17 protein-coding genes are annotated in these 19,503 nt (G+C 74.7%); 9 read left to right on the top strand and 8 right to left on the bottom strand.

The genetic code is table 11. The annotated features are described in order from the left end of the window. The first annotated feature begins 36 nt into the window (after window positions 1-36). Together ACIGW2_RS02030 and ACIGW2_RS02025 are read left to right on the top strand one after the other, a co-directional pair. The gene (locus tag ACIGW2_RS02030; RefSeq protein WP_391653233.1) at window positions 37-1,974 is read left to right on the top strand and encodes a 2-oxoacid:acceptor oxidoreductase subunit alpha; all 1,938 of its coding nucleotides are present in this window, start codon (window positions 37-39) and stop codon (window positions 1,972-1,974) included. Further along, window positions 1,967-3,019 carry a 2-oxoacid:ferredoxin oxidoreductase subunit beta gene (locus tag ACIGW2_RS02025; RefSeq protein ID WP_399840594.1) on the top strand — a complete coding sequence of 351 codons (1,053 nt, stop codon included), beginning with the start codon at window positions 1,967-1,969 and terminating at the stop codon, window positions 3,017-3,019. The genes ACIGW2_RS02030 and ACIGW2_RS02025 overlap by 8 nt, the downstream gene beginning before the upstream one ends. A 15-nt stretch (window positions 3,020-3,034) precedes the next feature. Here ACIGW2_RS02025 and ACIGW2_RS02020 read toward each other — a convergent pair whose 3' ends face one another. The 4 genes from ACIGW2_RS02020 to ACIGW2_RS02005 all read right to left on the bottom strand — a co-directional run bounded on the left by ACIGW2_RS02020 (window position 3,035) and on the right by ACIGW2_RS02005 (window position 8,784). Continuing rightward, complete coding sequence (locus ACIGW2_RS02020; protein ID WP_399840592.1) at window positions 3,035-5,230, bottom strand: bifunctional serine/threonine-protein kinase/ABC transporter substrate-binding protein; 2,196 nt, start codon at window positions 5,228-5,230, stop codon at window positions 3,035-3,037. Between the two features lie 2 nt (window positions 5,231-5,232). Further along, window positions 5,233-7,479 carry a bifunctional serine/threonine-protein kinase/ABC transporter substrate-binding protein gene (locus ACIGW2_RS02015; protein WP_399840590.1) on the bottom strand — a complete coding sequence of 749 codons (2,247 nt, stop codon included), beginning with the start codon at window positions 7,477-7,479 and terminating at the stop codon, window positions 5,233-5,235. Then, on the bottom strand, window positions 7,476-8,300 hold the full coding sequence (locus tag ACIGW2_RS02010; protein ID WP_391653237.1) for a hypothetical protein: 825 nt from the start codon (window positions 8,298-8,300) through the stop codon (window positions 7,476-7,478). The genes ACIGW2_RS02015 and ACIGW2_RS02010 overlap by 4 nt, the downstream gene beginning before the upstream one ends. A gap of 91 nt (window positions 8,301-8,391) precedes the next feature. Then, on the bottom strand, window positions 8,392-8,784 hold the full coding sequence (locus ACIGW2_RS02005) for a winged helix-turn-helix transcriptional regulator (RefSeq protein WP_399840589.1): 393 nt from the start codon (window positions 8,782-8,784) through the stop codon (window positions 8,392-8,394). Window positions 8,785-8,881: 97 nt separating this feature from the next. Between ACIGW2_RS02005 and ACIGW2_RS02000 the strand changes: the two genes are divergently transcribed. The 3 genes from ACIGW2_RS02000 to ACIGW2_RS01990 all read left to right on the top strand — a co-directional run bounded on the left by ACIGW2_RS02000 (window position 8,882) and on the right by ACIGW2_RS01990 (window position 11,943). Beyond that, the gene (locus ACIGW2_RS02000) at window positions 8,882-9,757 is read left to right on the top strand and encodes an SDR family oxidoreductase (RefSeq protein ID WP_391653239.1); all 876 of its coding nucleotides are present in this window, start codon (window positions 8,882-8,884) and stop codon (window positions 9,755-9,757) included. 197 nt (window positions 9,758-9,954) lie between these two features. Then, on the top strand, window positions 9,955-11,007 hold the full coding sequence (gene rarD, locus ACIGW2_RS01995; RefSeq protein WP_399840927.1) for an EamA family transporter RarD: 1,053 nt from the start codon (window positions 9,955-9,957) through the stop codon (window positions 11,005-11,007). A gap of 96 nt (window positions 11,008-11,103) precedes the next feature. After that, window positions 11,104-11,943, top strand: a complete 840-nt coding sequence (locus ACIGW2_RS01990) for a hypothetical protein (protein ID WP_391653240.1) — start codon at window positions 11,104-11,106, stop codon at window positions 11,941-11,943. A gap of 647 nt (window positions 11,944-12,590) precedes the next feature. Here the strand turns inward: ACIGW2_RS01990 and ACIGW2_RS01985 are convergent. Next, window positions 12,591-12,908, bottom strand: a complete 318-nt coding sequence (locus ACIGW2_RS01985; protein WP_361575008.1) for a DUF6401 family natural product biosynthesis protein — start codon at window positions 12,906-12,908, stop codon at window positions 12,591-12,593. Between the two features lie 129 nt (window positions 12,909-13,037). On the opposite strand from ACIGW2_RS01985, the gene ACIGW2_RS01980 reads away from it, so the two are divergent. Continuing rightward, window positions 13,038-13,490: a VOC family protein gene (locus ACIGW2_RS01980; protein ID WP_361575005.1), complete on the top strand. Its 453-nt coding sequence runs from the start codon at window positions 13,038-13,040 to the stop codon at window positions 13,488-13,490. Window positions 13,491-13,583: 93 nt separating this feature from the next. Here ACIGW2_RS01980 and ACIGW2_RS01975 read toward each other — a convergent pair whose 3' ends face one another. Next, the gene (locus ACIGW2_RS01975) at window positions 13,584-14,285 is read right to left on the bottom strand and encodes a DUF6882 domain-containing protein (protein ID WP_391653242.1); all 702 of its coding nucleotides are present in this window, start codon (window positions 14,283-14,285) and stop codon (window positions 13,584-13,586) included. A 10-nt stretch (window positions 14,286-14,295) separates the two neighbouring features. Next, a complete protein-coding gene (locus ACIGW2_RS01970) occupies window positions 14,296-14,832 on the bottom strand; it encodes a DUF1203 domain-containing protein (protein WP_399840586.1) in 537 nt (178 codons plus the stop codon). Window positions 14,833-14,931: 99 nt separating this feature from the next. On the opposite strand from ACIGW2_RS01970, the gene ACIGW2_RS01965 reads away from it, so the two are divergent. Then, complete coding sequence (locus tag ACIGW2_RS01965) at window positions 14,932-15,981, top strand: HEAT repeat domain-containing protein (RefSeq protein ID WP_399840584.1); 1,050 nt, start codon at window positions 14,932-14,934, stop codon at window positions 15,979-15,981. On the opposite strand, the gene ACIGW2_RS01960 is transcribed toward ACIGW2_RS01965, so the two are convergent. After that, complete coding sequence (locus ACIGW2_RS01960) at window positions 15,978-17,057, bottom strand: helix-turn-helix domain-containing protein (RefSeq protein ID WP_391653245.1); 1,080 nt, start codon at window positions 17,055-17,057, stop codon at window positions 15,978-15,980. The two genes, ACIGW2_RS01965 and ACIGW2_RS01960, sit on opposite strands and share 4 nt — an antisense overlap. Window positions 17,058-17,175: 118 nt before the next feature. Between ACIGW2_RS01960 and ACIGW2_RS01955 the strand changes: the two genes are divergently transcribed. Together ACIGW2_RS01955 and ACIGW2_RS01950 are read left to right on the top strand one after the other, a co-directional pair. After that, window positions 17,176-18,078 (top strand): alpha/beta hydrolase, encoded by a 903-nt coding sequence (locus ACIGW2_RS01955; RefSeq protein WP_391653246.1) that lies wholly within the window; start codon window positions 17,176-17,178, stop codon window positions 18,076-18,078. Window positions 18,079-18,213: 135 nt separating this feature from the next. After that, the gene (locus ACIGW2_RS01950) at window positions 18,214-19,422 is read left to right on the top strand and encodes a serine hydrolase domain-containing protein (protein ID WP_399840582.1); all 1,209 of its coding nucleotides are present in this window, start codon (window positions 18,214-18,216) and stop codon (window positions 19,420-19,422) included. The last annotated feature ends 81 nt before the right edge of the window (window positions 19,423-19,503 follow it).

Here is a 19,503-nt window from a genome sequence, read left to right as displayed (position 1 = left end):
CGGAGAGAACCCTTGCCGCGAGGGAGGTCCAGTTCAGTGACCAGCCAGGTCAGCAGCGAGGCCGGTGAGGCCCTGGTCGGGGAGCAGCGCAGTGCCCCGGCGACGGCCGAGCACGGTTCCGCGAAGGAAGTCCGCCGGCTCGACCGGGTGATCATCCGTTTCGCGGGTGACTCGGGCGACGGCATGCAGCTCACGGGTGACCGGTTCACCTCGGAGACGGCGTCCTTCGGGAACGACCTCTCCACGCTGCCGAACTTCCCCGCGGAGATCCGCGCCCCCGCCGGCACGCTGCCGGGTGTGTCCTCGTTCCAGCTGCACTTCGCCGACCACGACATCCTGACCCCGGGCGACGCCCCGAACGTGCTGGTCGCGATGAACCCGGCGGCCCTGAAGGCCAACATCGGGGACGTGCCGCGCGGCGGCGAGATCATCGTCAACACCGACGAGTTCGCCAAGCGCGCCATGGCCAAGGTGGGCTACGAGACCTCCCCGCTCGAGGACGGCTCGCTGGCCGGCTACCACGTGCACCCGGTGCCGCTCACCACGCTCACGGTGGAGGCGCTGAAGGAGTTCGGCCTCTCCCGGAAGGAGGCCGAGCGCAGCAAGAACATGTTCGCGCTCGGGCTGCTCTCCTGGATGTACCACCGGCCGACCGAGGGCACCGAGGCCTTCCTGCGCCAGAAGTTCGCCAAGAAGCCCGAGATCGCCGAGGCCAACGTGGCCGCCTTCCGGGCCGGCTGGAACTTCGGCGAGACCACCGAGGACTTCGCCGTCTCCTACGAGGTGGCCCCGGCCACCCGGGCCTTCCCCACCGGCACGTACCGCAACATCTCCGGGAACCTGGCCCTGTCGTACGGGCTGATCGCCGCCGCCCGCCAGGCGGACCTGCCGCTCTACCTCGGCTCGTACCCGATCACCCCGGCCTCGGACATCCTGCACGAGCTCAGCAAGCACAAGAACTTCGGCGTGCGCACCTTCCAGGCCGAGGACGAGATCGCCGGCATCGGCGCCGCGCTCGGCGCGGCCTTCGGCGGCTCGCTGGCCGTGACGACCACCTCCGGCCCCGGTGTGGCGCTCAAGTCCGAGACCATCGGCCTCGCCGTCTCCCTCGAACTTCCGCTGCTGATCGTCGACATCCAGCGCGGCGGCCCGTCCACGGGTCTGCCCACCAAGACCGAGCAGGCCGACCTCCTCCAGGCCATGTACGGGCGCAACGGCGAGGCGCCGGTGCCGGTCGTGGCGCCGAAGACCCCGGCCGACTGCTTCGACGCGGCCCTGGACGCGGCCCGCATCGCGCTCACCTACCGGACCCCGGTCTTCCTGCTGTCCGACGGCTACCTGGCCAACGGCTCGGAACCCTGGCGGATCCCGGACACCGCCGAACTGCCGGACCTCACCACCACGTTCGCCACCGGCCCGAACCACACCCTGGCCGACGGCACCGAGGTCTTCTGGCCGTACAAGCGCGACCCCGAGACCCTGGCCCGCCCCTGGGCGCTGCCCGGCACGCCCGGCCTCGAACACCGCATCGGCGGCATCGAGAAGCAGGACGGCACCGGCAACATCTCCTACGACCCGGCCAACCACGACTTCATGGTCCGCACCCGGCAGGCCAAGATCGACGGCATCCAGGTGCCCGACGTCGAGGTCGACGACCCGGACGGCGCCACCACCCTGGTGCTCGGCTGGGGCTCCACCTACGGGCCGATCACCGCCGCCGTCCGCCGGCTGCGGCGCGCCGGCCACCCCGTCGCCCAGGCCCACCTGCGCCACCTCAACCCCTTCCCGAAGAACCTCGGCGAGGTCCTGAAGCGGTACGAGAAGGTCGTCGTGCCCGAGATGAACCTGGGCCAGCTCGCCACCCTCGTCCGGGCGAAGTACCTCGTCGACGCCCGCAGCCACAACCAGGTCAACGGAATGCCGTTCAAGGCCGAGCAGCTCGCCGCGGCCCTCAAGGAGGTCATCGATGAGTGAGCCGCTGCTGAACCTGGTGCCCAAGGCCGAGGCCAAGCAGTCCATGAAGGACTTCAAGTCGGACCAGGAGGTCCGCTGGTGTCCCGGCTGCGGCGACTACGCCGTCCTCGCCGCCGTGCAGGGCTTCATGCCCGAACTCGGCCTGGCGAAGGAGAACATCGTCTTCGTCTCCGGCATCGGCTGCTCCTCCCGCTTCCCGTACTACATGAACACCTACGGGATGCACTCCATCCACGGCCGCGCCCCGGCCATCGCCACCGGCCTGGCGACCTCGCGCCGCGACCTGTCGGTATGGGTGGTCACCGGTGACGGCGACGCGCTGTCCATCGGCGGCAACCACCTGATCCACGCGCTGCGCCGCAACGTCAACCTGAAGATCCTGCTCTTCAACAACCGGATCTACGGCCTCACCAAGGGCCAGTACAGCCCCACCTCGGAGCTCGGCAAGATCACCAAGTCGACCCCGATGGGCTCCCTGGACGCGCCCTTCAACCCGGTGTCCCTGGCGCTCGGCGCCGAGGCCACCTTCGTCGCCCGGACCGTCGACTCCGACCGCAAGCACCTCACCGAGGTGCTGCGCCAGGCCGCCGACCACAACGGCACGGCGCTGGTGGAGATCTACCAGAACTGCAACATCTTCAACGACGGCGCCTTCGAGGTCCTCAAGGACAACGAGCAGGCCAAGGAGGCGGTGATCCGCCTGGAGCACGGGCAGCCGATCCGCTTCGGCGCCGACCTCCACAAGGGCGTGGTCCGCGACCCGGCCACCGGCGACCTGGAGGTCGTCACCGTGACCCCGGACAACGAGTCCCGCATCCTCGTCCACGACGCCCACTCCGCTTCCCCGACGACCGCGTTCGCCCTGTCCCGCCTCGCCGACCCCGACACCCTCCACCAGACCCCGATCGGCGTCTTCCGGTCCGTGGAGCGCCCGGTGTACGACACGCTGATGGCGGAGCAGCTGGAGCAGGCCGTCGAACAGCACGGCAAGGGCGACCTGGCCCAGCTGCTCACGGGCAAGGACACCTGGACGGTGGTGGGCTGACCTCCGTACGCGCGGTCAGTCGTTCCGCTTCGCTGCCTCGGCAAACGGGCCGAGGCAGCGGGGCTTTCCGCCCTCGATCCGCCAGAGGGTCAGCCCGTCGAGGGAGGCGCGCGAGGCGTCGGCGGGCAGGGCCTCGTAGGACCTGGCCACCCCGCGGTACGCCCGGTCGTCCTTCATGAGCACGGTCGACATCGCCGCGCCCGGGCGCTCCGGGTTCCTGGCGAGCGCGGTCCGCAGCGCCTGCCCCAGCCAGAACAGGACGTCGTACGACTCCGCCGCGTAGTGGTCGACGGGGTCCGAGGCGGCGAGCCCCCAGCGCTTGCGGTAGGCGGCGGCGAACTCCTTCGCGGCCGGGACCGTGTCGGGATCGACATAGCCCGTGCCGAAGTACCAGCCCTCGGCGGCCGGGCCCGCCACGGCGAGGAACTCCGGCCGGAGCGCGGGCTCGACGCTGCCGCACGGGCCCCGGTATCCCTGCTGCCGCAGCGCCTTCGCGCACAGGGCTGCCCGGCGCGGCGAGTTCCCCGCGTACATCACGCCCGTCGGGGACGTGGCGAGCGCGGCCCGGACCGCCGGGCCGAAGTCCTCGCCGTCCGCCGCGACCTGGTGCACGGTGACCGTGCCGCGGGCGGGCGGCGCCTGCCGCATGCCCTGGGCGGCGAGCCAGGCGTAGGTGCCGGCGGCCCGGTCCTCGACGACGGCGGTGCGGTCCAGGTGGTGCTCGCTGAGATAGCGGACGAAGGGCACGATCAGGGCCTGGGAGTAGGGCCGCGGTTCGAAGTACGTGCGCAGGTCGGGCGTCTGGCCGCGGATGGTCGTCCCGGCGGGCACCGCCGCCACCACGCTGAGCACCGGCATCTTCGCCTCGACGAGCGCGTCCACCACGGCGACGGCCGTGTCGGGGGTCGTCGGGCCGAGCACGGCGACCAGGGCCGGGTCCTTGAGCAGCTCGCGGGCCCCGGCGGCGGCCCGCTTCGGGTCCCCGCCGTGGTCCGTCACCTTCAGCGCCAGGTCGAAGGGCCGGTCCGCGCGGGCGTTGAAGGTCTCCATGGCGAGCCGCAGCCCGCGTTCCTGGGCGCGCCCGTCCGCCCGGGTCGGGCCGCTGAGGTCGGTGACCACGCCGAGCGTGTACGCGCTCCTGACCGTCCCGCCGTCGGTGCCGCCGCCCGTGCCGCCCGTCGCGCCGGCCTGGTCGCGGCCGAGCAGCCAGGCGGTGAGGCCGCCGGCGCCGGCGACGGCCCCGGCGGCGCCGAGGGCCAGGAAGCGGCGCCGGGAGGTCCGCGGCGGCTTCCCGGGGTCGAGCATCGTCGGGTCGGCGACCGGCAGGTCCAGGACCCGCGAGGAGCGCTCGGCGATCAGCGCGGGCAGGCCCGGCGGCATCCAGTCGCCCTCCGGCGGACCCTCGGACGGGCCGAGGGCGTCGCGCACCTCGGCGGCGTCCGGCCGGTCGGCGGGGTCCTTGGCGAGGCAGGCGGTGACGAGCGGGAGCAGGGTGTCCGGGAGGTCGTCGAGGTCGGGCTCGCCGTGGACGGTGCGGTAGACCACCGCGGCCACCCCGCCCGTACCGAAGGGGCGGCGGCCGGTCAGCGCGTACGCGAGGACGCAGCCGAGCGAGAAGACGTCGGCGGGCGGGCCGACCTCGCCTGCGTCGGTGACCCGGGCCTGTTCGGGGGCGAGGAAGCCGGGGGTGCCGATCATCGCGTCGGTGGCGGTGAGCGCGGTGGCGCCACTGACCCGGGCGATGCCGAAGTCGATGAGCCGGGGCCCGTCGAGGGCGAGCAGGACGTTGCCGGGCTTGACGTCCCGGTGGACGAGCCCGGCCGTGTGCATGCCGTCGAGGGCGGCGGCGAGCCGGGCGCCCAGGGCGCGGACGGTCGTCTCGGGCAGCGGCCCGTGCAGGGCGACGGCCTCGGCGAGCGAGGGCCCGGGCACGTACTCGGTGGCCAGCCACGGCTCGCGGGCCTCGGGGTCGGCGCCGAGGACCCGGACCACCCATCGGCCGGTGATGGTCCGGGCGGTGGCCGCCTCGCGGCGGAAGCGGGCCCGGAAGCCGGGGTCGGCGGCGTGCTCGGCGCGGATCAGCTTGAGCGCGGCGAGCGCGCCGCCGGCGGACCGGGCGAGGTAGACCACGCCCATGCCGCCGGCGCCGAGCCGGCCGAGCAGCCGGTAGCCGGCGACGGCCGACGGGTCGGCCTTCCTGAGCGGCTGCACCGTCAGCCCTTCTTCTTGTTCTGGGGCGCGGCGGGGGCGTTGCCGATGAACGTGTAGGCGCCGTTCCTCACGCCGTAGAGGAAGGTGCCCACGCCCCTGAGTTCGCCGCGCCCGTCGAACTGGTAGCCGCCCATGGCCCCGGTGTACTGCTGCTTGGTCAGCTTCTCCCACAGGCCCTTGCGGCTGAGCGGGCCCTTGCGGGCGTTCGCGGCGAGCAAGGAGGTGACCATGTTGACCACGTCGAAGGACTCGCCGGCGTAGAAGTCCGGGGTGGTGCGGTAGCGCTCGCGGTAGGCGTCGAGGAAGCCCTGGGTGAGGGTGCGGTCGGCCGGCTTCTGCTTCGGGTCGGCGGCCCGCTGGACGGGGTCGATGACGGGCGCGCAGACGAACCAGCCCTCGGCGGCGCTCCCGGCCTCCTTCAGGAAGCGCGACCCGAGGACGTGCTGCCCGGTGAACCGGGGCCCGGTGAAGCCGAGTTCGTTCAGGGCACGGGCGGCGAGCACGGCGGTGGAGCGGACACCGCAGTGCACGTACGTGTCGATGCCGGCGTCGATCATCTCGCCGATGATCCGGCGGTAGTCGGTGGCCCGGCCCGGGACCACCCGGTAGTGCGGCGTGAGCCCTGCCTCCCGGAAGCCGAAGCGGGCGCCGCTGACGTACTGCCAGCTGTACTGGTCGTCGGTGCGTTCCTGGAGGACCCCGGGGCGGCGGACCTGTGGCAGCAGCGTGGTGGACCAGGCGAGGAAGGTGCCCGCCGTGAAGTGGCTCGGGATGGCGCGCAGCACGGTCGTGTTCGGCGGAAGGCCGGTCTCGCCGCGCAGGGTGAAGAGGTTGTAGCCGGCCGAGGTGGTGACGAGCGGCACGCCGGCCTCCTCGAAGGCGGGGAGGGCGGCGATGCCGGTGTCGTCGGAGGTGGGGCCGAGGACGGCGATCAGGGTGGGGTCGGCGGTGAGCCGGCGGGCGACGGCGAAGGCGCCGTCGCGGTCCCCGCGGTCGTCGGCGACCTTGAGCCGGAGGGTGAAGGGCCGGCCCTTGTGCACGGCGTTGAAGCGCTCGACGGCGAGCCGGGCGCCGCGCTCCTGGGCCCGGCCGATCTCCCCGGCGGGCCCGGAGAGGTCGGCGAAGACGCCGACGGTCCAGGTGTTCCCGGCCTTCGGCGCCGGGGCCTTCCCCTTCCCGTCCGTGTCGTCGTCCCGCCAGGGGCGGACGAGGGCGAGCGCGCCGCCGCCGGCCGCGAGGACGGCGGCCCCGGCGCCGAGCAGCACGCCGCGCCTGCTGGGCCGTCCCGTGGCGGCGGAGGGGTCCGCCGGGTCGGTGCCGGACGCGGTCGGGTCGATGTCGGGGAGCGCCAGCATGGCCGCCGAGCGGGCGGCGATGGTGGCGACGACGGGCGCGGGCAGCCAGTCGGCCGGGGCTCCGGGGGTGTCCTCGGTGAGCCGGCCGGCGATCTCCTCGGCGGAGGGCCGTCCGGCCGGCTCCTTGGCCAGGCATTCCCGTACCAGGCCGAGGAGCCCCTCCGGTACGCCTTCGAGGTCGGGCTCGTCGTGCACCGTGCGGTACAGCAGCGCGTCGAGGGCGCCCGTGCCGAACGGCGGGCGGCCGGTGGCGGCGAAGGCGAGCAGACAGCCGAGGGCGAAGACGTCGGCGGCCGGGCCGATGTCGCCCGAGCGGGCCTCGGCCTGCTCGGGCGCGAGGAAGCCGGGCGTGCCGACGACCATGTCGGTGGAGGTCAGCCCGGTCTCCCCGGTCGCGCGGGCGATGCCGAAGTCGATGAGCCGGGGCCCGTCGACGGCGAGCAGGACGTTGCCGGGCTTCACGTCCCGGTGCACGATCCCGGCCGCGTGCACGGCGGCGAGCGCGCGGGCGACGGCGCCGCCCAGGATCCGTACCGACCGCTCGGGCAGCGGCCCGTGCGCGCGGACGGCCTCGCCGAGGGAGGGTCCCGGCACGAAGGCCGTCGCCATCCACGGCTCGGGCGCGTCGGGATCGGCGCCGGTGACGGGCACGGCCCAGGGGCTCGTGACCCGGCGGGCGGCCTCCACCTCGCGGCGGAAACGGGCCCGGAAGTCGGCCTCGTCGGCCTGGTCGGCGTGGGTGACCTTGACGGCGGCGAGCGCGCCGGTGTCGGTGCGGCCGAGGTAGACGACGCCCATGCCACCGGCGCCGAGCCGCCCGAGGAGGCGGTGTCCGGCGATCGAGGAGGGGTCGGACGGCAGGAGCGGCTGGAGCGCGCCGGGGTTCGTGGTCACGAGCGGGCTCCCAGCTGCTCCTTGATGCGTGCCTCCATGGTGACCTGGGCCTGGGTCTGGACGCTGGTGGCGTCCTCGGTGTGGCCGGGGGCGCCCTTGACGACGGTGGCGACGGTGATCTGGCCGATGCGGGCCTCGTACCAGCTGTACGTGTGCTGCCCCTTGAACGCGTCGTTGACGTAGGTGCCGTGCTCGACGAGGGTGTCGGTGGCATGGCCGTTGCCGCCCTGCCCGTAGGGCACGCCGATGGATCCGAGGTTGGTCACGCGTTCGCCCTCGCGCAGTTGCTGTTCGGGGCAGCGCAGCGCCTCCTCCAGGGTCTCGGCCATCTCCCAGTCGGCGTCGGACTCGGTGCGGTGCACGGTGACGGTCGCGGCGACCCGCAGCGGGCCCTTGCCGCCGGCGGCCGGGATCTCGCTGTAGGCGGTGACGCTGGCCAGGACGGAGCGGGGCGGGGCCTCGATCTCCCACGTGCAGTTCTCGTCGAGGACCGGCCAGGCGTCGGGGGCGCTGAGGTACGGGGCGCGCTTGACGTAGTCGGGGCCCCAGGACTCCGGGCCGGCGACGATCGCCAGGGCCATGCGCCGGGCCTCGGCGGCGGTCTTGGGCGCGCGCTTCGGGTCGGGGGTGAAGTCGAGGGCGGTGGGGGTGGGGGTCGGCTGCGCGGTGGCCGGCGCGCTCGCGCTCGTACCGCCGCCCTTGCCGTCGCCCCTGCCCGTGCTCCCTCCGCCGGGGTCGCCGCCCCCTCCGGAGCAGCCGGCGAGCAGTAACGCCCCGCCCGCCGCCGTCGCCCCGCAGGCGCGCAGCAGTCTTCGCCTCACGTGCGCCACGATTTCCCCCACCCTGGTCACGGAATCCCCCACAGGGGGGTGATCGTACGCCGGGTGGCCCCAACCCGCCCTGGTTACACCGTTATTGGGACGCTTCGCGTGCCGTGTCGTAACGCACCCGCGCCTCCTGGACGGCGTCCAGCCGCTGCTCGGTCCAGCGGCCGAGTGCGGCGACCAGGCGGGCGGCCTCGGTGCCGAGGGGGGTGAGGCTGTAGTCGACGCGGGGCGGGATGACCGGCTGGGCGGCGCGGTGCACGAAGCCGTCGCGCTCCAGGGTCTGGAGGGTCTGGGTGAGCATCTTCTCGCTGACGCCGCCGATCTTCCGGCGCAGTTCGCCGAAGCGGTACGAGCGGTCGAGCAGGGCGATGAGGATCAGCACGCCCCAGCGGCTGGTGACGTGCTCCAGGACGAGGCGCGAGGGGCACATCGCGTCGTTGACGTCGGGCTTCTTCCCGCTGTTCCCACTTACCGGCATACCAGTACCTTACTTCAAAGTGTGTACTTTCGAATGGTTAGCGCCTGACCTACGGTGAGTGGGCACGTCACCGACCCCGGAGTGAAGGAAGAGACCCATGAGCATCGTCGTCACCGGAGCCACCGGAAAGCTCGGCCGCCTCGTCATCGACGCCCTCCTCGCCACCGAGCCCGCCGAGCGGCTCGCCGCCGTCGTCCGCGACAAGGCGAAGGCCGCGGACCTGGCCGAGCGCGGCGTCGAGCTGCGCGTCGCCGACTACTCCCGGCCCGAGACGCTGGCCGGGGCCTTCGCCGCCGGGGACCGGGTGCTGCTGATCTCCGGCAGCGAGGTCGGGCAGCGGGTGGCCCAGCACACCGCCGTGATCAGCGCGGCCAAGGCCGCCGGGGTCGCCCAGCTCGCGTACACCGGCGTCCTCGGCGGACCGGAGGCGGACTTCCTCCTCGCCGACGAGCACAAGGCGACCGAGCGGGCGATCCTCGACTCCGGCCTGCCGTACACCTTCCTGCGCAACGGCTGGTACACGGAGAACTACACCGAGAACCTCGCGCCCGTGCTCGCCCACGGCGCCGTCGTCACCAACGCCGGCGAGGGCCGGGTCGCCTCCGCCACCCGCGCCGACTACGCCGCCGCGGCCGCCGCCGTCCTGACCGGCCCGCTCGACGAGCACCTCGGCCGGGCGTACGAGCTGAGCGGCGACGTGTCGTGGTCCTTCGCCGAGTACGCGGCCGAGGTCGCCCGGCTCTCCGGCAAGCCGGTCGTCCACACCGACGTGCCCGCCGCGACCCACCTGGAGATCCTGCTCGGCGCCGGGGTGCCGGGGCCCTTCGCCGAGATCCTGGTCGACGTCGACGAGGCCGTCGCGCGCGGCGCGCTCGCCGCCCGCGGCGACGACCTGTCCCGGCTCATCGGCCGCCCCACCACGCCGATCGCCGAGACGATCGCGGCCGCCCTGGCCGCCCCGGCCGCCTCCTGAACGACCGCCCGGCCGCCCTCCGGGAGCGCTCCAAGATCCGTCAGTACCGTATGGCGATACGGACATGACAGCCGGCCCTGCTCGGCGCTACCTTCGTCAGGGATGCGCGGCGCAGGGCCGACAGGGCGGGAGGTCCGGTGGAGACGAAGAAGAACGAGGCACGGGCGGGACTGCTCTACGGGATCGGCGCCTACGGCATGTGGGGCCTGGTCCCGCTCTTCTGGCCGCTGGTCAAGCCGGCCGGCGCGGTCGAGATCCTGGCCCACCGCATGGTCTGGTCGCTCGCCTTCGTCGGCCTCGCGCTGCTCGCGCTGCGCCGCTGGGACTGGATCCGCGAGCTGGTGCGCAGCCCGCGCAAGCTGGGCCTGATCACCGTCGCCGCGACCGTGATCAGCGTCAACTGGGGCGTCTACATCTGGGCCGTCAACAACGGCCGGGTCGTCGAGTCCTCGCTCGGCTACTTCATCAACCCGCTCGTCACCATCGCCCTCGGCGTCCTCGTACTGAAGGAACGCCTGCGCCCGGCCCAGTGGGCCGCCGTCGGCGTCGGCTTCACCGCGGTCGTCGTCCTCGCGGTCGGCGCCGGCCGCCCGCCGTGGGTCTCGCTCACCCTCGCCTTCTCCTTCGCGCTCTACGGCCTGGTGAAGAAGCAGGTGAACATCGGCGGCCTGGAGTCGCTGGCCGCCGAGACCGCCGTGCAGTTCCTGCCCGCGCTCGCCTATCTGCTCTGGCTGGGCAGCCAGGGCTCGCTGGCCTTCGGCGCGCACGGCGCCGGGCACGCGGCGCTGCTCGCCGCGACCGGCCTGGTGACCGCGGTCCCGCTGATCTGCTTCGGCGCCGCCGCCATCCGCGTCCCGCTCTCGACGCTCGGCCTGCTCCAGTACCTGGCGCCCGTCTTCCAGTTCCTGCTGGGCGTCGTCTACTTCCACGAGGCGATGCCGGCGGAGCGCTGGGCCGGCTTCTCGCTGGTGTGGCTGGCGCTGACCATCCTCAGCTGGGACGCCCTGCGCACGGCCCGCCGCAGCCGGGCGGCGGTGGAGAGCGCGAAGGCGGAGGCGGAGGCCGCCGCGGTGGGGGCCGGTCCGGTGGAGGCCGGTCCGGTGGAGGCCGGTCCGGTGGAGGCCGGTCCGGTGGAGGCCGGTCCGGTGGAGGCCGGTCCGGTGGGGGCTACCGCGGGCGGGGCCGGGGTCGGGGCCGGGGTGATCCCTCCGGATGTCCTTTCCACCCCATCGGCGCAGCCCGGGCGCTGACGGCGGGCGAGGGCCGCGGGCTCGGTGTTACGTCGGGAGCCAAGGGGCGCGCCCCCAGGGCGGGCCCGCCGCCTCTCCGGGAAGAGAGACCGCGCCATGTCGCACCCCCTCCCCCTCGCCCTCTCGGTGGACTTCGGACAGGGCTTCACCGACGCCTGGTCGGCGATCGCCGAGTTCATCCCCAAGTTCATCGGCTTCCTCGCGATCCTGCTCATCGGCTGGTTCGTGGCGAAGCTGATCGCCCGCGTCGCCGACCGGCTGCTGCGCCGCGTCGGCTTCGAGCGGATGGCCGAACGCAGCGGTGTCGCCAACACGCTGAAGGGCTCCAAGTACGACGCCACCGGCATCATCACCAAGATCCTCTACTACGCGATCCTGCTGATCGCCCTGCAGCTGGCCTTCGGGGTCTTCGGCCCCAACCCGGTCAGCGTCATGATCAACGGCATCGTGGCCTGGCTGCCCCGGGCGATCGTCGCCTGCGTCATCGTGGTCGTGGCGATGGCCATCGCCCGCGCCGTGCGGGACATCATCGGCAGCGCGCTCTCGCAGATGTCGTACGGCAAGGTCGTCGCGACCGCGGCCTGGGCCTTCATCGTGGCGCTCGGCGTCATCGCCGCGCTCGGCCAGGCCGGCATCGCCACCGCGATCACCGGCCCGGTGCTGACCGCCGTGCTCGCGACGATCGCGGGCGTCGTCATCGTCGGTGTCGGCGGCGGCATGATCACCCCGATGCGCTCCCGCTGGGAGCGCTGGCTGTCGGCCGCCGAGACGGAGACCGCCCGCGCGAAGGACCAGATCTCGGCCTACCAGCAGGGCCGCCAGGACGCCCAGCAGGGCCTGCCCTCGGCCCAGGAGCGCCAGGGCTCGACGGAACGCCGCGAGCCGGGCCACCCCGGCAAGTGGGCCGGTGGCGAGGAGCCGCCGCAGGCGCGGTGACCCGGAGGTCCGGAGCGGTCCGGGGGTCGCGGGTGCCCCCCGGGCGGCCCCGTGCGGGCCGGTAGGACGGGGCGGGCCGGTAGGGGCGGTGACCCGGAGGGCCCGGAGCGGTCCGGAGTCCCGGGCGGGCCCGGGTGGCACTCGTGTGGTCCGGTGGGGCGCGGTGACCCGGAGGGCCCGGAGCGGCCCGGGGGCCCGGGTGCCCCCGGGCGGGCCCGTGTGGTCCGGTAGGGCGGGGTGACCCGGAGGGTCTGGAGCGGTCCGGGGGTCGCGGGCGGCCCCGTGTGGTCCGGTAGGGCGGGGTGACCCGGAGGGTCCGGAGCGGTCCGGGGGTCGCGGGCGGGCCCGGGTGGCCTCGTGTGGTCCGGCAGGGCGGGGTGACCCGGAGGGTCCGGAGCGGTCCGGGGGTCGCGGGCGGGCCCGTGTGGTCCGGCAGGGCGGGGTGACCGGGCGGCGACGCGGTGCCGGGTGGGGCCGGTTGGCGCGCCCGGGGCCGATGCCGGGGCAGGAGGCCGTCAGGCCGAAGACGTACGGCACGTACGCCACCCCGGAGGCCCCGGGCACCCGGGCGGGCGCCGTGGTGGTGCGGGGCATCCCCGGGGGCCGGGCGGCTCGCCCGGCGCACGCCGTCGGCGCCGACGCGGCGGTTATGCCGCCAGCAGGTCGTGCTCGCGGATCAGCCAGCAGACGGCGGTCAGCCGCAGCGTGGCGAAGTCGTGCCCGACCGGTTCGACCCAGTCGACCTCGGTCAGCCAGTCGGTGAAGCCGAGGACGTAGTCCGCGAGTTCCTCGCGGCGGACGGTGCGCGGGCGGGGGCCGCGCTGGGCCGGGATCAGGGCGTCGCACACGGCCGCCGCGTGCTGATCGACGGCGGCCACCAGTCCCGGCTCGAAGCCGAACTCCGAGAGCCGGGGCATGTACGTGGCGACGACACCGACCAGGGGGCAGTCGGGCGAATCGTTCATTCCTTTACATTACGCGCGGCGGAGCGGCATTCGGCCGTGAGCTTCGTCGCACGGCGCGGGCGGCAGCCGCCGGGGGCGGGCGGCCCGATTCCGGGGGCGCTTGTCGGTGCCGACCCGTATAACGGGACGATGACAGCACTCCATTGGAAGCTCGTCGTCGACGCGACGGACCCGCACGCGCAGGCCGCCTTCTGGGCCGCCGCCCTCGCCTACCACGAGGAGGACCACAGTCCCCTCGTCTCCCGGCTGCTCGACGCGGGCGCCGCCCCCGCCGAGGCCACCCTCACCGTCCGGGGCCGGCTCGCCTGGCGCGACCTCGCGGCCGTCCGGCACCCGGACGAGCCCTTCGACCCGGCCACCGACACCGGGCTCGGGCGCCGGATCCTCTTCCAGCGCGTTCCCGAGCCGAAGGCCGGCAAGAACCGCCTCCACCTGGACCTGCACCCGCCGGCCGGCACCCGCGCGGCGGAGGTCGACCGGCTCACCGGCCTCGGCGCGAAGGTGGTGCGCGAGGTGGCGGAGGCGGGCGGCGCGTGGACGGTGATGCAGGACCCGGAGGGCAACGAGTTCTGCGTGCACTGAGCCGCCTGCGCCGCCTGCGCCGCCTGCGCCACTGGGCGGCGGGGCCGCTGAGCGCCCCCGTACCCGGCTTCCTCACGTCGTACGGGTGACGCCTCAGCCCCTGGCCGGGAGCACCTTCAGCTCGACGCCCGCGATGCGCCCGAGGGAGTCGAAGGAGACCTCGGCCGCGCCGCCGCCGTGCGGGAGTTCGGCGACCAGGCGGGCGGGCTCGGCGCGGTAGGGGACGCCGTGGTGGTCGAAGTAGCCCTCGACGACGTGCCGGGGCGAGCGGCCGATCAGCCCGGCGCCGGTGAGCAGGGTGCGGGGCAGCGCGACCGGGTCCAGGGCGGGGCGCGGCACCTGCGGGTCGTCCGGCAGGAAGTAGACCTGGGTGGTGGGTCCGGCGGGCGCGCCGATGTAGCCGGGGGCCTCGGCCACGCCCATCCCGGCGAAGGCCAGCGTCTCGGCGGCCCGCCGCGGGTCCTCGAAGCCGCTCAGGTCGAGGACCTCCGCGGTGAACTCGGGGATGCCGTGCGCCCGCCCGTACCGCTCGACCGCACCGGCGAGCGCGGCCACTTCGGTGCCGCGCAGGCCGGGGTTGGCCCAACCCCACATCCAGGACGCGTCGTTCATGTCGTACGTCCCGAGGACCCCGACCCGCAGCTCGACCCCGCCCTGCCGGAAGCTGCAGCCGGGCAGGTCGGCCGACCAGTCGCCGTCGGGCAGGAAGTCCATCAGGGCCTCCAACTGGGCGGCGCCCCAGGCGGCATGCCGCTCGGCCTCGAACAGGAACGCGTCGCTGAATGTCTGCACCATGCGGTCGACCCTAGGGGGCGTCAGGGGCTCCGGACGTACCGGGGGCCCGCCTCACCTCGTAGTGGAAGCAGCCGTACTCCACGGCCCGTACGTGCACCAGCGCGACCGCCGGGTCGGCGAAGGCCTCCGCGAACGCCCGGTCGAAGCCCTCGGTGGGCGCCTCCGGGATCTCCAGGAGCCGCCCGCCGACGATCCGGCCCCGGGCGTCGTAGCGCCGCAGGGTGCGCAGTGCGCCGGGGCGGTCGAAGGGGTACGCGGTGGGCGCCGGGTCGGGCCCGCCGCACTCCCCGGCGTGGACGAAGACGGGCCCCTGCTCGTCGTACGCCCCGGGCTCGGCCCCGTGCTCCGCCGCCCACCTGCGCAGCGGCGCGTACGACACGAGCGCGATCCGCTCCCCCACCCGCGACAGGCGCAGGCAGCAGCGGAGCGGGTTCCCGGCGGTCTCCTCGTCCGCCGTGAAGGGCCGGCAGGTGCGCCCCGCGTCGTCGACGGCGCGGAGCTGGGCGAGGGCGGTGGGGGGAATGGCGCGTGCGGTGTAGGTGGTCATGGCCCCATGCTCACGCGCGCGCGACCCCCGTCACCGGCGGTATTCGGACCTCGCGCTCGCGCCCGCTCCCGCTCCCGCGCCCGCGCCTAGCATCGGCGGATGGCCACCTTCGTGCACCTCGCCCCCGCCGTCCATGCCGCGCGGATCCGGCGCGGCGGGATCAAGGCCCCGCGGGCCGCCCACCGGGAGCGGCGCGGGGTGTTCCTGTTTCCCGTGCTGGACTCGTACGCGCTGACGCACCAGTGGCTGCGCGAGCTGGCCCGGCGGCCCGGGCCTCGGGGGCTGGTGGCGGTGCACGTACGGCTGCCGGACGGGGAGCGGGTGACCGTCGGGCGGTACGGGGAGCGGGAGCCGGAGGTGACGACGGCGGCCGGGGCCGTGCGGCGGATCCGGGAGCTCGACGACCCGCGGGGGTGGGAGGTGTTCCTGCCCCGGGCGGTGGCGCGCCGGGAGGTGCGGTACGTGCGGGAGGTGCGGCAGCTGCACGGCTGGCGGTACCGGCCCGACGCGCACGGCACCGCACCCTGCGTCTGCGAGGCCTGCCGGGAGCCGGGCCTCTACGGCTCCCGCCGGCTGGCGGAACGCCGCGCCCGGCCCGACTACGGCCCGGCGCTCCCCGCCGGCACCCTCCTCGCCCGGCTCGGCCGCGCCGAACTCCGGGCCGAAATCCACGGCGACACGGCCGCGTTGTGCGAGGTGCTGCGCTGGTACCGGCTGCGGCGCCGCGGGCCGCTGCCGCGGGTCGCGCGGCTCACCGGTCATCCGGACCCGGAGGTGCGACAGCTGCTCGCCGCGGCCGTCGCACACTGGTCCACCCCCGGAGTGGACGCGCTGCTGCGGGAGTTGGCCGACGACGGCGCGGACGCGGCGGTGCGCCGGGCGGTCGCCGAGAGCATCGCCTACCGCGACACCCCGGGCGCCGACGCGCTCCTGGCCGACCTGGCCCGCGACCCCGACCCACGGGTACGCGACGCCGTGGTCGACGGCCTGGTGCACCGCGCGACCCCGGAGGCCGTCGCCCTGCTGACGCTCCTCGCGAACGACCCGGACGCGCGGGTGCGGGAGACGGTGTCCCTGCTGTGGGACGAGGACGAGGGCGAGGACGAGGACGTGCGCGAGGACGAGGACCCGGAGGCGCGGAGGGACTAGGCGGTGTCCTCCAGGAGCCGCCACGTCGTCAGCGCGAGGCGTGCCCGGGTGAGGCCCGTCGGGGTCGTCAGGTCGAGGGCGAGGGTGCGGGACAGGTGGTCGAGGCGGCGCGAGACGCTGCTGTGGTGGAGGTGGAGCAGGTCGGCGGCGCGGCGCAGTGAGCCGGTGGCGCAGTAGGCGTCCAGGGTCTCCAGGTCCTCCGGGCTCGCGCCGGCGGCGAACCGGGACAGGGCCGTCACGTCGGCGTTGGCCCGGGCGGCTGCGGGCGGGACCTCGGCGAGAAGGGCAAGCGCGCCCAACTCGGCGTGGACGATGACCGGTTCACGGGCCGAGGCGAAGCGCAGCGCGGTGCGGGCCCGGCGCCAGGTCGCGTCGAGGGGCTCGGGTCCCGCGGAGTCGGCGAGCCCGGCCCGTACCCCCTCGGGAAAGGCGGACCGGTCCACGGCGGTGGCGAGCAGCACCCCGGTGCCCCCGCCGGGGCCGGCGAGCACCGCCGCCTTCACCAGGCCCCCCGGGCAGACCAGCGCGCCGACCCGGTCGAGCGGCACCGCCGAGCGCACCGCGGCGAGGTGCAGCGGCGCCCCGGCGGCGAAGCCGAGCAGCCGCAGGGCGCGGGCCCGGGCCGCCTCGTCCGTGCCGGTGCCGACGGCCAGTTCGACGAGGGCCGGATCGGCCATGGTCGTACGGGCCGGGCCGTAGCGCTCCACGGCCGCCGCGACCGCGAGGGCGAGGCGGTCGAGCAGCACCTCGTCGAGCGGGTTCGGCGGGCCGGACCGCTCCAGCCACACCACGCCGATCTCCTCCTCGTCGAGCGTGACCGGCACCGCCGTCGACACCGCCCCCTCCTCCCCCGCCGCCGGCCCGGTGGCCTCCGTGCCCAGGGGCGACGCCCGGACCACCCGCCCGGTGCCGTGCAGCCGGATTCCGGTGACGCACTCCGCCAGGCCGGCCGAGGCGCGGGCGAGCGCCGGGAGGTCGACGCGGCGGCGCATCAGCGTGTCGTAGAACGCGACGATCCGGATCGCGCCGCCGACGTACGGATCGAGTCCCGACAGCCGCAGGGCCAGTGCCTCCATGCCCGGAAGCCTAGAGGCCCCGGCCCGGGCCGCGCCGCGCCGATCGGTGCGCGATCGGTCCCGCATGCGCGACGGACGGCGGCTGACCCGTCGCGGCCGGGTCGTGAGGATGGGCGTCATGGATCCCGAACTCGAAGCATTCGTACCGCTGTTCCCGCACGCCGACTTCGCCGACCCGGCCGGCGTCCGCTCCCTCTTCTCCGAGCTCGCCGCCTCCGTGCCGCTGCCCGACGTCACCGGCCTGGAGATCGAGGACGTCGCGGTGCCGGTCGCCGGCGGTCCGGACGTGCCGGTCCGGGTCTACCGCCCGCACGGGGCGCGCGGCGCCGTCGTCTGGCTGCACGGCGGCGGGCACGTCACGGGCGACGTGGACAGCGAGCACCCGTGGGCCACCCGGCTCGCCCTCACCTCCGGCGCGGTGGTGCTCTCCGTCGGCTACCGGCTGTCCCCGGAGAACCCCTTCCCCGCCTCCCTGGACGACGCCTGCGCCGTGCTCTCCTGGGCCGCCGCGCGGGCCGGCCGGCTCGGCGTCGACCCGGCGCGGATCGCGGTCGCCGGGCACAGCGCCGGCGGCGGGCTCGCGGCCGGCGTGGCGCTGCGGGCCCGTGACGAGCGGGGCCCGGCGATCCGCTTCCAGCTGCTCAACCAGCCGCAGCTCGACGACCGGCAGGAGACCTGGTCGCAGCGGCACTTCACCGACACCCCGTGGGTCGACCGCGACAAGGTCGCGGCCTCGTGGCGGCACTACCTCGGAGGCCGGCCGGCCACCCCGTACGCGGCGCCCGCCCGCGCCGAGGACCTGACCGGTCTGCCGCCCGCGTACATCGCGACGGCCGAGCTCTGCCCGAACCGCGACGAGGACATCCACTACGCCCTGCGGCTGCTCCAGGCCGGCGTCTCGGTCGAGCTGCACCAGTGGCCGGGCACCTTCCACGGCTCGCAGGCGATCGTCACCGCCGACGTCTCGCAGCGCCAGAACGCCGAGCTGGGGGCCGTCCTGCGCCGCGCCCTCGCCGACTGAAGCCCCGGGGCGGCCCAGCGCCCCCAAGGCCCCCAAGGCCCCCAAGGCCCCCAGCGACTCAAGCGACTCAAGCGACTCAAGCGACTCAAGCGACTCACGTTCCGACATGCCCACACGAGAGGACCGGATCGACTCATGAACCTGCGCCTGGCACTGCTCGGGCTCGCCGCCCTCGGCCTGATGGCCGCGAGCACCACCCCCGCCACGCCCGCCACTCCCGCCGCCCCCGCTCCCGCCCCGACCCCCGGGCTCGACCCCGACGCGCTCCAGTCCGCCCTGGACGGGCTGCACGCCGCCGGGATGCCGGGCGCCTTCGCCGAGGTGCGGGACGCGGGGCGCACCTGGCGGGGGGCCGCCGGGGTCGCCGACCTGGAGTCGGGGCGACCCGTGCGGCCCGACCTGCTGCACCGGGTCGGCAGCATCACCAAGGCCTTCACCGCCGCCGCCGTGCTCCAGCAGGTCGAGCAGGGCCGGGTCCGGCTCGACGCGCCGGTCGGCGACTACCTGCCCGACCTGGTGCCGGGCGAGCGCGGCCGGGCGGTGACGGTGCGCATGCTGCTCAACCACACCAGCGGCTTCGCCGAGTACATCCCGTACGCCTTCCCGTCGATCACCGGCGCCGACGGGCCGGTCTCCTCGAAGAGCCTCGACGAGAATCGCTTCACCGACTTCCACGTGCCGGACCTGATCGCGCTCGGACTCGCGGCTCCGCCGTCGGCCGAGCCCGGCGCGCTCCCCGGCGTCTACTCGAACACCAACTACCTGTTGCTCGGCGAGCTGTTGGCGCGGGTGACGGGCGAGCCCGCGGAGGAGTACATCACGCGGAACGTCATCGGGCGGGCCGGGCTGCGGCACACCTTCTTCCCCACCGGGCCGAGGATCCGGGGCCCGCACTCGAAGATGTACGAGGCGCTGTGGGGCGCGCTCGAACCGCCGCGCGACTACAGCGTCTACACCATGTCCTGGGACATGGCGGGCGGCGGCCTGGTGTCCACCATGGAGGACCTGAACCGCTTCTACCGGGCCCTGCTCGGCGGCCGGATCATCACGCCCGCCTCGCTGGCGGAGATGCGGCGCACGGTGCCGGTGATCGCCCTGGACGGGTCGACGATCTCGTACGGCCTCGGGCTGCAGAAGGTCGAGGTGCCGGGCTGCGGCACCTTCTGGGGCAACGAGGGCACGGTGTGGGGCGCCGGGACGGTGTCGATGACCCGCGCGGACGGCAGGCGCCAGATGTCCATCGCCGTGAACCTCTTCCGGTGGAGCTCGCCTCATCCCCTCGACGACGCGCTGTCGACGCTGCGGCAGCGGGCGCTGGGGTGTTCGGTGAGCGAACGGTCCTGACCGGATTCCGCCCTTGACGGCGAGTCAAACTCTCGCTGAACATTCGTCCCACAAAGCGCAGTCGTTCGATGCGCTCTTCCG

This window comes from Streptomyces sp. NPDC053541 (assembly GCF_044544705.1).
Lineage (GTDB): Bacteria > Actinomycetota > Actinomycetes > Streptomycetales > Streptomycetaceae > Streptomyces.
The sequence above is the reverse complement of the archived record's forward strand: the minus strand, read 5'-3'. Positions and strand labels throughout refer to the sequence as shown.